Annotated in this window: 13 protein-coding genes; 6 read left to right on the forward strand and 7 right to left on the reverse strand. The window is 60.2% G+C overall.

Going from position 1 to position 14,747, the window contains the following annotated elements; genetic code table 11:
- The coding region (locus ENJ19_01685) for a hypothetical protein (GenBank protein ID HHM04438.1) at positions 1–1,403 on the forward strand (1,403 nt) is incomplete at its 5' end.
- 39 nt (positions 1,404–1,442) lie between these two features.
- Positions 1,443–2,165, forward strand: a complete 723-nt coding sequence (locus ENJ19_01690) for a PEP-CTERM sorting domain-containing protein (GenBank protein ID HHM04439.1) — start codon at positions 1,443–1,445, stop codon at positions 2,163–2,165.
- A gap of 376 nt (positions 2,166–2,541) precedes the next feature.
- On the opposite strand, the gene ENJ19_01695 is transcribed toward ENJ19_01690, so the two are convergent.
- The 7 genes from ENJ19_01695 to ENJ19_01725 form a co-directional block, all read right to left on the reverse strand.
- Positions 2,542–3,102, reverse strand: a complete 561-nt coding sequence (locus ENJ19_01695; GenBank protein HHM04440.1) for a response regulator transcription factor — start codon at positions 3,100–3,102, stop codon at positions 2,542–2,544.
- Entirely contained in the window at positions 3,099–4,352 is a 1,254-nt protein-coding gene (locus tag ENJ19_01700) for a HAMP domain-containing histidine kinase (protein ID HHM04441.1), read from the reverse strand. The genes ENJ19_01695 and ENJ19_01700 overlap by 4 nt, the downstream gene beginning before the upstream one ends.
- Positions 4,352–4,594, reverse strand: a complete 243-nt coding sequence (locus ENJ19_01705; protein HHM04442.1) for a copper chaperone PCu(A)C — start codon at positions 4,592–4,594, stop codon at positions 4,352–4,354. The genes ENJ19_01700 and ENJ19_01705 overlap by 1 nt, the downstream gene beginning before the upstream one ends.
- A 24-nt stretch (positions 4,595–4,618) precedes the next feature.
- On the reverse strand, positions 4,619–6,001 hold the full coding sequence (locus tag ENJ19_01710) for a sigma-54-dependent Fis family transcriptional regulator (GenBank protein HHM04443.1): 1,383 nt from the start codon (positions 5,999–6,001) through the stop codon (positions 4,619–4,621).
- A 31-nt stretch (positions 6,002–6,032) separates the two neighbouring features.
- Positions 6,033–8,702, reverse strand: coding sequence for a PAS domain-containing sensor histidine kinase (locus tag ENJ19_01715; protein ID HHM04444.1), 2,670 nt, complete (start codon positions 8,700–8,702; stop codon positions 6,033–6,035).
- A gap of 385 nt (positions 8,703–9,087) precedes the next feature.
- Positions 9,088–9,396 (reverse strand): cytochrome c5 family protein, encoded by a 309-nt coding sequence (locus tag ENJ19_01720; GenBank protein HHM04445.1) that lies wholly within the window; start codon positions 9,394–9,396, stop codon positions 9,088–9,090.
- Positions 9,397–9,750: 354 nt separating this feature from the next.
- On the reverse strand, positions 9,751–10,482 hold the full coding sequence (locus ENJ19_01725) for an SCO family protein (protein HHM04446.1): 732 nt from the start codon (positions 10,480–10,482) through the stop codon (positions 9,751–9,753).
- Positions 10,483–10,721: 239 nt separating this feature from the next.
- On the opposite strand from ENJ19_01725, the gene ENJ19_01730 reads away from it, so the two are divergent.
- The 4 genes from ENJ19_01730 to ENJ19_01745 are packed head-to-tail and all read left to right on the forward strand — an operon-like array spanning position 10,722 to position 14,737.
- Positions 10,722–11,465, forward strand: a complete 744-nt coding sequence (locus ENJ19_01730) for a hypothetical protein (protein ID HHM04447.1) — start codon at positions 10,722–10,724, stop codon at positions 11,463–11,465.
- Positions 11,459–12,349, forward strand: a complete 891-nt coding sequence (locus ENJ19_01735; GenBank protein ID HHM04448.1) for an SCO family protein — start codon at positions 11,459–11,461, stop codon at positions 12,347–12,349. The genes ENJ19_01730 and ENJ19_01735 overlap by 7 nt, the downstream gene beginning before the upstream one ends.
- Positions 12,346–13,137, forward strand: coding sequence for a hypothetical protein (locus tag ENJ19_01740; protein ID HHM04449.1), 792 nt, complete (start codon positions 12,346–12,348; stop codon positions 13,135–13,137). The genes ENJ19_01735 and ENJ19_01740 overlap by 4 nt, the downstream gene beginning before the upstream one ends.
- A gap of 13 nt (positions 13,138–13,150) precedes the next feature.
- On the forward strand, positions 13,151–14,737 hold the full coding sequence (locus tag ENJ19_01745) for a cytochrome C oxidase subunit I (protein HHM04450.1): 1,587 nt from the start codon (positions 13,151–13,153) through the stop codon (positions 14,735–14,737).
- Positions 14,738–14,747 lie beyond the last annotated feature (10 nt).

Genomic DNA, 14,747 nt, shown 5'->3' on the forward strand with positions numbered 1-14,747 from the left:
AGCCCGGCTCGATTCTGACCGAACGGATCTCGTTGCTGGATCCAACCCTGAGCGGAGAAAATGGCACCAATGCACGAGTTACTGATCTCTCTGACGATGGTCGATTTGTGGTTTACAACTCTCGCACACCTAATATCCTGCCTGAAGCCCCCAATGGTGGCGTCTTCGTTTATGACCGGCTAACCGGCACCACCCGGCTTTTGTCACCAACGGCCGATGGTTTGTCGAGTGCGCGTGGCAATGGTTCTGCAATGACAGGTGATGCCCGGGTATTTGCCTTCAGATCGGAAGCAACCGATTTGATCGGTGTTGATATCAACGGCAACGGTGTTTGTCGTGACCGGGGACGAATCGATCTGGATTGTGATACCAACCGAAAAGGAGATATCTTCATCCGTGATCTGGATCCGGACAAGGATGGCGTGTCGGGTGCCGATGATACCTGCCCGAACACCCCCCCAAGTGCCGAAGTCGATGCCCTGGGATGTATGCTGCCTCTGGCACTGGATATCCAGGTGAGCACACAACTGCCGGCAATCCCGTCTGGTGCTGATGCCATATTCGATGTGACCGTTACCAACAGCGGTGCCGCCCGTCTGCTCAACCTCGCGGTAGCAGACCCTGCGCTGGCCGATTGTGATCGCCAGATCGGTACCCTGCTATCAGGCGAGTCCTTCAGCTACCAATGTATGCGTCCCGCATTGCTGACCGGGTTCAGCCATACCGCCACAGCCACAGCAATTTCTACAGCCTCGATCAATGTCAGTGACAGCGATAGCGCGTCGGTAAGTCTGTCTTACCCGGCGATCAGTATTCTGCATACACCAAAACCCAAAACGGTGGATGAAGGTCTGGATTTTCTACTCAAGGTCGAAGTCCGCAATACCGGCGATACAACACTGAACAATATTACAGTTGATGCCACACCACTGGATCAGTGCGACCGGAACATTGGCTCACTGGCAAAAGGTGATCAGTTCAGCTATCAATGCCTAGGCACCAACGCAATGGCGGATTTCACCAGCCAGGTAGATGTCACTGCTCAGCCGCTTGCTGGCAACGCGGTTTCATCCACTGATTCCTTGGCCGTCACGGTGATACCCCGGGCAGCGCCGGTTGCCGGCCCAAATGACCTGCGCATACGTGCCAAGCGCGACAAGATCAACCTGATCTGGACGCATACCGGCGCACCGAATTACAACATTTACCGCAGTGTCTCTGGCAGTAATTTCAGTTTGCATGGCAATACCAGCTCCACTTATTCCGTGTTTGCCGAGCGCGGACTGCAATCCGGCACTGAGTATTGTTACTTTGTACGCAGTGCCGATGACAATGACGTGGAATCGCTGGATTCGAACACTGTTTGCGCCACCCCTCAGGCACGTACGAGACGACGACGCTAAGACATGACTAACCAACCAATAAGAAAAATGAGGCTTAAAATGTTTGCAAAAAAAGTAACCGGAAAAATGATCAGCATGCTGTTTTGCTTCAGCCTGTTGCCAGGCGCGGCGCAGGCAACGTTGATCGTGGAGGATTTCGGTATCAATATTAATGGAAACGGTATACTGAACTCTGACGGTGTTCCTTTTCAGGCTGAAGTGGATCTGGCCGCTTACAATGCCACCACCGGCCTGGGTAGTATTGCCATGACCTTTTCGGTGGTTGGCAGTTATGCAGTTGATGCGTTCTTTGACTATGAATTTTCCGAAGGCAGCAATTCATACCTCAATGAATATGGTTCTGTCAGCGGTTCGGCCGCCAGTAATCAGAGCTGGGAAATCGATGAGCCGGGATTTGTATTTGGTGATATTTTTGATAACTGGCAGTTTAATGACCTGGACAACAGCAATGCCATACCTGCCGGCAGCGAAGACGATGTTGCTGTCGCACTTGGATGGGATTTCGATCTTTTGGTCAACGAAACCGCGACGCTGACTTTCGACATAACAGACTTTTCACCCTCCAGCGGATTTTTTCTTGCGCATAGTGACCCCGACAGTAATGAAAACGTGTATTTCAGCAGCTCACTGGTCATTACCCAGGCCCCGACCCCGACCATTCCAGAACCAGGCACCATTTCGCTGATGTTGGCTGGATTATTCTGGTTTTTGTTTTCTGGTTCTGCTGCCTTTAATCACCATGGTGTTTCCCGCGGCTTGTAGCACAAAGCCCGGCGATGCCATAAGATCAGCAACTCCCGCCAGCCCCAGCCCTCCCATATCAAGAGGCTTGCAACCGTGTTTGTGAATGCTCCACCGGCCAAAGCCGGTGGCGTCATGTTACGGCCATACGCCGGATTGATCGGCCGTACAGCCGGTTGTCCCCTCTCCCAAGACTGGGAGAGGGTTCAAGTTTCAACCCCGGCGTATGTTCACCCCTCACCCCGTCCCTCTCCCCTCAAGGGGAGAGGGGAATAGTGCAATGATGCCGCCTAAAGGCAGGGGATTTACAGACCCCCCAGCGGGGACTTTTATAAAATTGGTAACTACCTAGCGTAGTATTTCACATAAAACAGCTGACCCCTTTTCCAACCCTTTTTCATTCTGCCCGTGGCTTTTTGCGCAGCTTGCGTTGCAGGGTGCGGCGGTGCATGCCCAGGGCGCGGGCGGTGGCGGAGATGTTGCCGTGGTGGTCGCGCAGGACTTTCTGCAGGTGTTCCCATTCCATGCGGTTGACGGACAAGGGTCGGGTGGCGATTTTGACGCTGGCATCGCCCTCGGCCCGGGAAAAGGCGGCAACCACCTCGTCGGCATCGGCAGGTTTGGGGAGGTAGTGCACGGCGCCCAGTTTGATGGCCTCCACGGCGGTGGCGACGCTGGCGTAGCCGGTGAGCACCACGACCCGGGTGTGGGCATCGGCGTTCAGCAACTCCTGCAGCAGCACCAGGCCGGATTCGCCCGGCAGATCGAGATCCAGCACCGCGTATTCTGGCGGACTGCCTGCCACCCATGCCCTCGCTTCGCTCACGCTGTGGACGTATTGCACGGCGAAACCGCGCCGGCCAAGGGCCCGCGCCAGCACCCGGCAAAAGACGGGGTCATCGTCCACCAGCAGCAGGCTTGGCGCCTCCAGTTCAAGGTCGGACCCCGGAGCGCTCATGGAACGGCGGGCCTCTCATCCGGCAGGGTGATCTCTACGCAGGTGCCACCGCCGGGGCGCGCCAGCAGTGCCAGCGCGCCGCCATGGCGGCCGATGGCGGCGCGGGCCAGATACAGCCCCAACCCCTGGCCGCCGGCTTTGGTGGTAAAAAAGGGGGTACCGAGGTGCGCTTGGGCAGCGGCGGGAATACCGGGGCCGCGGTCGCACACGGCCACGGTGATGCCAGCACCATCCCAGCGGGCACAGACCTCGATCTGGTCCGGGGAGGCGTCGGCGGCGTTGTTGAGCACGTTCATCAAAGCCTGGGTCAGGGTTTTGTCCGTCACCACAACCGGTGGCGCCCCCTCTCCTGCAAGGTGGCAGCGGGGCGCGGCGCCGGGCCGCAGCAGGCGCCACTGGCTGAGCACCTGGCACAGGTACTTGTCCAGGGCAATGCGGCGCACCGCCTCGGCCCGCGGCACCCCGGCGCTGGCAGCCATGTCGCTGACGATGGTCTTGCAGCGGACCAGCTGCTGCTGGAGGATCTCCGCTTTCTCCCTGAGTTCGGGATCATTGCCATGATCATGCAACAGCTCCCCACTCACCACCGCCATGGTGGCCAGGGGGGTGCCCAATTCGTGGGCGGCACCGGCAGCGAGGGTGCCCAGGGCCACTAGGTGCCGGTCCTCAAGCGCCTGCTCCCTGGCCTCGGCCAGCTTGCGGTCGCGCTGACGCAGGCTCTCCGCCAGCCGCGCCACGAAAAACACGATCAACGCCACGCCCATCACAAAGCTGAACCACATACCCAACACGTGCAAATCGAAACTGCTGCCGTGCTGCACCCGGGCGTGGGGCAAGGGCCGGTAGTAAAACATCAACAGGCTGTAGCAGGCCAGAACCAGCCCGGCCATAGCCCATACGTGACGATGGGGCAGGGTGGCGGCGACGATCACCAGGGGCAGGAGCAACAGGGAGACGAAGGGGTTGGTGGAACCGCCGGTAAAATAGAGCAAGGCAGTGAGCACCCCCACGTCTGCCACCAGATGCAGGAAAAACTCCCCCACTGAGACGCCGCCGGCGGTGCGGCTGCGGAAGCCGGTGAGCAGAGTCAGCAGGACATAGACAGCCATCACCGAGACAATGGGCAGCATGGGCAAGGCCACATCCAGACCCACAGAGGCCACCCCCACCGCGATTATCTGAGCGGCCACCAGCAAGCTTTTCAGTGCCCACAGCGCACGCAGATTCAGGGCATCGGCGAAAACAGCCATCACATGCAGCCAACAAGCGTATCGTTATCGTTGCCGACGACCGCCGATTTCCCGCACCTTGCGCACCGCCAGGTGCAGTCCGCTCTTCCGCCGCCCGCAAACTCCAGTTGCACATCAATCCTCTCACCCGGCCTCGGCGTCCGCAACATCCCCATCAGCATGAGACGCCACCCGCCGGGCTCAAACACCAGGCGTCCGTGGGGCAAGACAGTGTGGGAACCGGCCGTCAACCGGGTCAGCAAAAGGTGTCACCACTCAGCCCCCACTTATTCACCGTCATCGTCGTCGGCAATGTCATCCGGAACGATGAGTCCGAACTGCCTGATCATGCGCCGCAGCCGTGGCCGTGAAACGCCGAGGATGTCGCAGGCCCGGCCCTTGTGCCAGCCGGTGGCTTCCAGCACCCGGTTGACGTGGGCCCGGGTGACTTCGTCCAGGGACCATTGGGACAAGGGCCGTTCCGTCCCCGCCGCCCCGGCGTCAGTCTGGCCGGGGCAGATGTCACTCACCAAATCCCGGGTGATGACCTGGCCGGGACACAGGGCGACGGCTTTGGCGAGCACGTTTTCCAGCTCCCGCACATTGCCGGGCCAGGCGTAGTGCTGCAGGCAGTGAATCACGTCCATGGAGACCCGGGAAACATTGCGGTTCAACTGTTTGTTGATGCGGGCCAGCAGGGCCTGAACCAGGTCGAGCAAGTCATCCTTGCGTTCGCGCAAGGGCGGCAGGTGTACCGTCACCACCCGCAGGCGGTAGTACAAATCTTCCCTGAAACGCCCTTGTCTGACGCGTTCGGCCAGCTTGACATTGGTGGCGGCAATCACCCGGGCAGCGGTTTTCTCCGGCGCTTTGGCGCCCAGGGGGGTGAACTCCTTTTCCTGCAACACCCGGAGCAGCTTGGCCTGCATGGCCGGCGACAGCTCACCCACTTCGTCGAGAAAGATGGTGCCGTTCCCGGCCAGGGCGAATTTTCCCGCCTGGCGGTTCACGGCGCCGGTAAAGGCGCCTTTTTCGTGGCCGAACATATCGGATTCCAGCAGGGTTTCCACCAGGGCGGCGCAGTTGACGGCGATGAAGGGCCCGTCGGGATTGGCGCCGGCGCGGTGAATGGCCTGCGCCACCAGTTCCTTGCCGGTACCACTTTCACCGGTGATTAACACGGTAACCGGCCGCGCCGCCACCAGGCCGATGGTTTTGTACACTTCTTTCATGGCGTGACTGCGGCCGACCATGGTGGGGATATCGGCCTGGCCGGCGGGCACGGCGGCGTCCAGGATCTGGAGCCGCTCGGGCGAAAGTATGCGGGTGACGGCGGCGTCCAGTTCGTCGATGTCAATGGGTTTGTGAATGTAGTCCTGGGCGCCCCGCTGCATGGCGGCAATGGTGCTGTCCATGTCGTGAAAGGCGGTGATCATCACCACGTGCACGGCGGGAAAGCGGCGTTTGAATTCCACCAGACCCTCCAGGCCCGAACGCCCCGGCATGCGAATGTCCAGGATAACCAGATCGGGAGCGTGCCGTGCCGCCAGGCGCAGCCCTTCGTCCACGCTGTGAGACACAGCCACTTGGTAATCCTGGCTCCGCAAATGCAGTTGCAAGGTGCGACAGATGGCCACATCGTCATCAACGATGAGGATATTCCGCGCCATTTTGGTACCGGGCCCGGATTTCACCAGGGCATTAGTTTTCATTGACTGCTACCGGCGGCGATGGATGAACAGTGTCCTGCAACCGCGGCGGCAGGGAGTGTTGGGGCCGCCACTGGCCGGTGGGCAGTACCACCCGCGCCACCGTGCCACCACCCTTGCCACTGAGCAGATGAATACTGCCCCGGTGTTCTTCGACCACCCGCCTGACGATGGCCAGACCCAGGCCCGTGCCCTTGGCGCGGGTGGAAAAGAAGGGCTCGAAGACTTTGTCCGCCACGGCCGGCGGAACACCCGCGCCGTTGTCACTGATTTCTATACAGACACCGGGCAGGGGCGTACTGAGGTCAAGATATGTTTTGAGCGTCAGCACAGGCCGGGCGCGAGCGTCCGCAGCGGCCTGCAAGGCGTTCATGATGAGGTTGGTGAACACTTGCTGCAGCTTGGTGGCATCCCCGTGGATGGCGGGCAGGGTGGCCCGGAACCGGTGCTTGACCCTGGCACCGCGCGCGCGGATGGCTTCGCGCGTGGTCTCCAGGGCATCGCTCAACAATTTGTTGACGTGCAGCCACTGCGGCTTGAGGGCATCAGGACGCGAAAACAGCAACAGGTCCGCCAGGATCCGTTCCATGTAGCGGATCTGGTCCAGGGCAATGCCGCTCAGTTCCCCGCCCTCTCCACCCATATCACCGCGGTTCCGCCTCTTGAGTATCTGCAGGGTCATTTTGACCGAGGACAGGGGGTTTCTGAGGTCATGTGCCACCATGCTGGCCATTTGCCCCATGGCGGCCAGGGACTGGGCCCGCGCCAACTCGCGATTGCGTTGTTCCACTTCTTCGCGCAGGCGGCGGTGCTCCGTCACGTCTTCCTTGATGGCGAGGAAATGGGTGATGGCGCCCGCCTCGTTGCGAATGGGGGAAATCACCGTGTTCTCCCAATACAAGCGGCCGTCTTTGCGTTTGTTGTGAAACACCCCGCGCCATTCCCGGCCGCTGTTGATGGCCTGCCACAGGGCGCGGTATTCATCTTCTGTGGTTTCGCCGGATTTGAGAATGTTGCATCGTTTGCCTATGGCTTCTTCCGGGCGGTAACCGGTCAAACGCACAAAGCCCTGGTTGACATACTCCATCACCCCCCGGGCGTCGGTGATGATGATGGATTCCGCGGTCTGCTCCATGGCCCGCGACAGCTTGCGTAACTGCTCCTCGTTCGCGCGCTGGGCGGTGATGTCGTGCCCGATGCTGGTCAGGGTCATGACTTTGCCGTTGGGGCAGAAGGAAATCACGTGATTCCAGGCAATCAAACGCTCCTCACCGGCGGCAGTGACAAGCGGATATTCGGTGGCCTGCAAGGGTGCTTCGCCGCTCATCAGTGCTTCGAAATCGCCGCGCAGCCCGGCCCGCTGCGCGGGAGGAACGGCGTGATCAAACCAGTCACGACCGAGCATCTCGCCGTCCTGCCAGCCGGCCAGCGCCCGCAGAGCTTCATTGCAGTAAAGCACGCGGCCGGACGGGTCCACGGTGACGGCGGCAAAACCGATGGCACCCAGGGTATCCCTGAGCCGCTGCTCGTAGTCGGCCTGGGCCCTGGCCACAGCCCGGCGCACACCGACCAGGGTCAGCAGCATGGACACCACAATCACAGACAGGGCGGCAAAGGAATAGAGCCAGATGTTTTCGAGAAAAAAACGTTGATAGGGGATGGCGCGCCGGGCGGCCGGAATATGGGCCACAATCTTCCACAGCCGCGCCGGCGCGTGGGCCCCGTCGTTATTGACATCAGACACCACACCGGCGCTGGTCTGGGCGTAAAACTCCAGTACCGATACCAGGGGATATACCGTTGTGAACGTGAACAAACCGTTTTCAGTGGTGAAAGATCCGCTGTGTTCTCCGGCTATCCGGGCCCACTCGACCGGGTAGCTGGTGACGAAAGTATCGTCGAAATACGGCACCTGCCGCACCCCGCCGGCAGCGGCGCGATAACCGAGGGCATGGCCTTCGTTGGTGATCAGATGGGCGTGGTCGATAATGGCGGCGGCGGCTTTTCGAAAGCCCCACAGCAGGGTCTCACCCCGTACGCTGAGAAACAGCAGGCCGGCTTTCTCGCCGTCACTGTCGAACAGCGGGGTCGCGAAACGGATAACGGAACGGGGTGGGCTGTCCGCCGCCTGGCCCTCCCGGGTCAGCGTGAAGGACGACATGTAAACACCGCCGAGGTCCAGTTCGCGCGCCTCTTTGAAATAATTGCGCCCCCCTTGAAAGGCAAGTTCGGCCTGTTCGACAACATAGGGCATGCCGTCACCGTAGTTGACACGAAGCAGTTCCCTGCCGTCGATGTGGACAATGGCGATCTGATCATAGATGCCCTTGTTCTCGCTGAAGTACAAAAACTCCTGCGCCAACATCAGGCGGGCCCGTTCGCTGTCCGGCCCCCGGTCGTCCAGAAGATCCCACAGCTCGTTCAGCTTGGCCAGAAAAGTGAGATCGGAAATCACGCTGCGCATTTCTCCCACCAGGCCCTGCTGCGCCAGGGCCACACGATTGACTTCGTCGCTCTCCTGGCTCACCTGCAACAGCTTGGTCTCGGTGTAAAAGTGCGCCACCGCGGCGGCGGCCAGCGCAATGAGCAAGGGAAGCAAAATAAGCAGGAATCGTGTGAGGATCAGTTGCCCGCGTTGGTGATCGTAGCTGAGCTTGGGCATACGCTTGGCCCTTTAAGGCCGGAATCGCCGGCCACAGGGGGCGCCATGGGGTGGGCGCGCCGGTCTCGATCTCGTCTTCGTCCTCCCTGGGATGATGCCGGCAGGGCGGATTGCCCACCGTGCCGGACACAAAACCAATTCCACAAAAGATATGCGGAATATACCAGAATTGCCCGAAAAAAAACAGGCGGCTGACGCGGGGCGCTGACTTTGCGGTGGGGAGGAGGTGGGAGCCCGCATTGGCCAGATGTTCTGCGCCAGCCGCCTGTACGATCGCAACCACTGGGGGGGATCAGCGCTTGCCATCCTCGGGTGCGCCGCGCCTCCTGCACGATGCCACCCTTTCGCGGGTAGTGCTTATTGCTTTTCTCATTGCCTTCGGTGCCTATTTCGCGGCGTTGACCATGTAATCAACGGCTGCCTTCACTTCCTCGTCGCTCAGGGAACCACGACCACCCCGGGCCGGCATCATGCCTTTCTTTCCGGTAAAGCCGTTTAGCGCATGTTGGTACAACACCGCCATGCCCTGGGCGATGCGGCTGCCCCAATCAGCCTGGCTGCCAAACTTGGGCGCCCCCATCACGCCGGTGGCGTGACAGTTTTTGCACGTGGACTGAAACACCGCTTCGCCATCGGCCGCCCAGGCAACGCCGGAAACAAGCGACCCCGCCGCCACGACGATCATGAACAACATCGTCCTGGGTTTCTTCGCTACATTGCGCATGCACACACTCCTCATCACATTAAACGAACATCTTCTTCGTTTTGATTTCAACCGATGACTCTGGACGGACCATTGTCCCGCAGCCATGGTCATTCCATTCAAACACCCTCTTTGCTCCACATTCGGGCCCGAAACCTCCAGGCATCTACCGTGCCATCCCGGACCGAAGTAACCCTGCCCTGGCACCGCGGTCAGCTATGCTTTTGACGTCCGGGCGTTTTCCAGGGGAAAGCACAAGGGGGGAGCGAATCTGGTGTCGATCCCGACACCCGAGGCCAACAAAACGAATTGTGCAATACCCCCCCCGCGGGCTGAACGAATCGTTCACCTGCGCCATATACCCACGGCTTCTGCATCCACCCAGGGCAACCAGGACAGCACCGCTTCCACCAGGGCCTTGGGACTGCTGTTGTGGCGCAGCACCTGACCCACGCTGCCGTCGGGACGAATCACGTACAGATAGCCACTGTGGCTCATCGCGTAGTCTGTCGGGCCCGCGGTGCTTTTCTTGTACCCCACGCCGAAACGCCGCGCCGCTTTCTCGATTTGTGCCACGGCGCCGCTCAAGCCCAATATGGCGGGGTGAAAATAGGCCGTGAAGCAGCTCAGCCGGGTCACACTGTCACGCTGGGGATCGAGCGTCACAAACAAGGCTTGCACGCTGTCCGCTTCACCCATTTCCTTAAGATGCCGCAAGGCCGCCGCCACATTGGCCAGGGCGGTGACACAAACATCCTGACAATGGCTGTAGCCGAAGAACAGCACCACCACACGACCGCGAAAATCATGCAGCGATACCGGACCATTGGCGCCGACCAGTGTGAAGTCGCCACCAAGGCCGGGATATTCACTGGCCGGCAGGGGACCGGGGAACAGGCCGTTGACCACCAATTTTGTCCCCGTCGCCAGCACCAGACCGAACAACAACAGATAAAGCTTTTTGTCCCATCCCAATTTGCTCCGCCTTTCCCCGCTGCCCACCGTCACCCCGCCCGCATTCGCTTTGCTGATGTTCATCGTCAAGCCTCCACTGAATCCAACTGAAAAATTCACCATAGTGGATGACTCTGCCCCCTTACAACACCTGTCTTTCCGAATTGAACAAAACAAGCCCCATCAAACCTGCACCTTGAACGGAACGTTCACGCCCGCGGCTTAACACCCGTCCGCGCCATCGGCACAAATGCCTGTAAACACCGCACAATTCTCCGCTTTACCCATTTGGCGCGTTACCTGCTTTGAGTTTGCGACAAACAAGATCAGTCAATGTGCTTCTTTTGCAGAGGGAGATTGGTATGACCACGCATGCTTCGACCCGCCACTGGCACGCGGAACCGTGGCCGTTCTTTGTCGGCTTCGGCGCGGGTTTGTTTTTACCCTGGGCCTTCATGCTTCAGTTCGTCTACGGCCAGAGCCTGCTGGCCATCATTGCCGCATCGCTGGCTGCACTGCTGCTCCTGGCCGGCGGCATCGGCTGGGCCGGTGCCACAGTGGGTGTCATCAAAGACGAAGGCTGGAGTCCGGCCGCCATGTTGATGTTCATCGGCACCGAGGTGATGACCATACTGGGTCTGCTGGCCGGATACTGGACCATGCGCCTGCAGGCGGACCTGTGGCCGCCGGCGGGTTCGCCGGAGTTGTCACCGCCGTATGTTTCGACGTTGATACTGATTTCCTCCAGCTTCACCGTCGGTCTCGCCCGGCGCCAGCAGCTGGCGGGCAACGCCGGCGGCTTCGCCAATATGACGCTGCTCACGGTGCTGCTGTGGGTGGTGTTCGGCGCCATCACCATTATGACGTGGGTCGGCCTGGCCAACGCCGGCGTCAGCATCGACACCAATGCTTACACCACCGCCTTGTACGGCATGACGGGCATCCACTTCGCCCACATTGTGTTTGGGGTGCTGATCTTGTTGCTGGCGGTGCGGCCGGCATTCCAGGGCCGTATGAGTCCGTCCTACGCCCGCTCCATGAGTATGTACGTGCACTTCGTCAATGTCTTGGGCGTGTGGGTGTTTCTGCAGGTGTACTTGTGGTAGGCAGTGCGCAGCGGGGTACCACCATGTGGAGCAGCGGCAACGGCCTCACAGGCACGCGGCACCCGGCGCGACCAACGCGGGCGGCGGCGCTCGCTTTGGGCCTGGTGACCCTGACGCAGGCCGACCCGGCGCCGGCGGCCTATGGCTCGGTGCCCGCGTCCCACGCCGATCCCGAACTGGTGCGCGTGGACGAGGACCGCTATCTGGGCGCCGCGCCGGCGACGGACACAGTGTTCGTCGATGACAGGGGCGCCGAATTCACCCTGGCGGAGATGCTGGACCGGCCGCTTATCCTGGTGCTGTCGTATTTCCGCTGCGATGGTGCCTGCACCACCATCAACGACAGCCTGCGGCGCACGCTGCAACAAGTGGGCACCTGGAAACTGGGCGCTGACTACCGGGTGCTCACAGTCTCCTTTGACCGCCATGACAACGCCCGCACCACAGCGGCGTTCAAACAGCACATCGCCCCTCGCGGCGTACTGCCGCCAGGCTGGACTCTGGCCCGTTTCAAACACGCGGACAACATCCGGCCCTTCGCCCAAAGCGTGGGCTACAAGTTCATGTGGGAACCCCGTGACCGCGTCTTCATCCATCCCAGCGTTTATCTGATCCTGTCACCCGAAGGCCGCGTGTCGCGCTTTCTGTACGCCGCCTCGGTCAGCGCGAAAGACCTGGAGCTGTCCATTACCAAGGCCTACGGACGCGAACTGTCATCGTCCAACGTCATCAACTTTCTGCTGGGCGCCTGCTACAGCTACAACTACGAGGACGGCCGGTACACGCTGAACACGCCCCTGTTCATCGCCGCCGGCGCGCTCACCCTGGCACTGACTTCACTCATAGGAGGAACCCTGATCATGAAGAGGAGAAAGCAGTCATGAACAAAAAAACAAGGCGGCTATTGGCGGGAAGCGCCGCGCTCGCGGCCGGCTCACTGCCGGGCCTTGCCATGGCAGCGGCGGAAGTGCCGCGGCAGAGCCGCGATTTCGGCATCACCCCCCATGCCCATTACGATGAGGTGCTGCACCACGTGTTCCTCGACCTCGCCATCATCGGCGTGGTGTTTACCCTGGTGACACTGTATTTCATGTTCGTCTACAAGCGCAAACACGCCGAGGAGGTGGGCACCCAGCCGCGGCTCAGCACCCAGGCCATGCTGGGCTGGCTGATCATTCCCTCCGCCCTGTTTCTGGCCGATGACCTGTATCTGTTCGTCAAAGCCTGGGACCTGCACGACGACTACCGCAAAGTGCCCGCCAATGCCTACGAAATAAAAGTCACCGGCGCCTTGTGGAGCTGGAGTTACGAGTACCCCAATGGTGCCGTGTCCGCCAACGAGCTGGTGGTGCCGGTGGGACGGCCGGTGTTGCTGCGCATGACCAGCAAGGACGTGATTCATTCCCACTATCTCAACAAATACCGCGTCACCGAAGACGTGATGCCGGGCCGGGTGACCTACGAATGGTTTATGCCGGACGAAATCGGCGAATCGGTAGTCACCTGCCGCGAGTACTGCGGCATGATGCATTCAGGCATGTACGGCAAGGTGAAAGTGGTCAGCAAAGAAGACTTCGATGCCTGGTTGAGGCAACTGTCCTCGCAGGCATCCACCGCCACCGTTCAAGGCAGACAAGAACACAGCGCCGTCCGTGCCGTGGCCAGTTTATAGGGGAGGTGAAAAAATGGGCTATCCAAAAACAATCAAGGAATGGATCTTCAGTTGCGACCACAAGATCCTGGGCATTTTTTATCTCATCGGTTCGGTGGCCGCCTTCATGGTCGCCGGTTTGATGGCCGCCCTGATGCGGGTGGAACTCGGCTCCCTGGGACCGACCCTGACCAGTGACCCCAACGTCTACAACCTGTGGCTGACCATGCACGGCGCGGTGATGATACTGGGCTTTCAGATCCCCGCGCTGCTGGGCTTTTTCGCCAACTGGGCGGTACCCATCATGATCGGGGCCAAGGACATGGCCTTCCCGCGGGTGAACGCCCTCAGCGTGTGGTTGTTCTGGAGCGGGGTGTTGCTGGCACTCAGCAACTACGTTGTTCCCGACCCTTTCAATGGCATGTGGACCGGCTATCCGCCCTACTCCGAGTCGGTGATGGCAGGCAACACGGCACTCTACACCATGATCGTGGTGGTGATGGGCATGTCCTCGGTGTTCGGCGCCGTCAACCTGGCCTGCACCGTGGCCTTCATGCGCGCCAAGGGCATGGGCTGGTTCAAAATGAATGTGCTCACCTGGTGCGTGTTCACGGCCAACATTATTCAGTTGATCTTCGTGCCGGTACTGGCGGCATCGGTGTTGTTGCTGTCGCTGGACAAGTATCTGGGCTTCAATTTCTACGACCCCTCCAAAGGTGGCGATGTGCTGCTCTACCAGAACCTGTTCTGGTTCTATTCACATCCCGCGGTGTACGTGATTCTGTTGCCCTTCTTAGGGATCTGTTTCGAGATCGTTGCCACCTTCACACGCAACCGCATCTTCAACTACAAGGTGCTGATATGGGCCGTCCTGGCCTTCATTCCCATCGGCGCCGATGTATGGGTACATCATGTTTTTGTCGGCGGCATGCCCAACTGGCTGCGGCAGCTGCAGTCCTTCACCACCCTGCTCATCTCCATTCCTTTCGGTCTGATGATGCTGAGTCTGGTGGGCACGTTATATAAAGGCAGCATCGAGTACCGGGCGCCCATGCACTGGGTGGTGGGCGTGATCTTCATGCTGCTCATCGGCGGCCTTACCGGCATCCCCAACGCCCTGGCCTCCATCGACTACGGCCTGTCGGACAGCTACGCCATCATGAGCCATTTCCATTACGTGATGGCGCTGGCGGGAACCATGTCCATTTTCGCCGGCATTTACTACTACTTCCCCAAGCTCACCGGCCGCCTGTATAACGAGACGCTGGCCAAACTCTCCGCCTGGCTGTTCTTCATCGGCATGAACGTCACCATGATGCCCTTGTACAAGATCGGCATAGAAGGCATGCCGCGGCGCTACTACGACTACCAGATGTTCCCCCACTTCGAAGGCGTGCAACACACGGCAACCTGGGGCATGTACATCGCCGCCGCGGGCATCGCCCTGATGCTGGCATCGTGGATCCACGGCATGGTGGCGGGCAAAAAAGCGGGCGCCAACCCCTGGGGTTCGCAGTCTTTGGAATTCACCCACACGGATGTCATCCCCGGACCCGGCAATTTCCGCGAGCCACCCGAGCTGCCGGCAGGCTGGAGTCCCTACGCCTACGGAAAACAATAACAAGCAAGGT

Source organism: Gammaproteobacteria bacterium (genome assembly GCA_011375345.1).
Lineage (GTDB): Bacteria > Pseudomonadota > Gammaproteobacteria > DRLM01 > DRLM01 > DRLM01.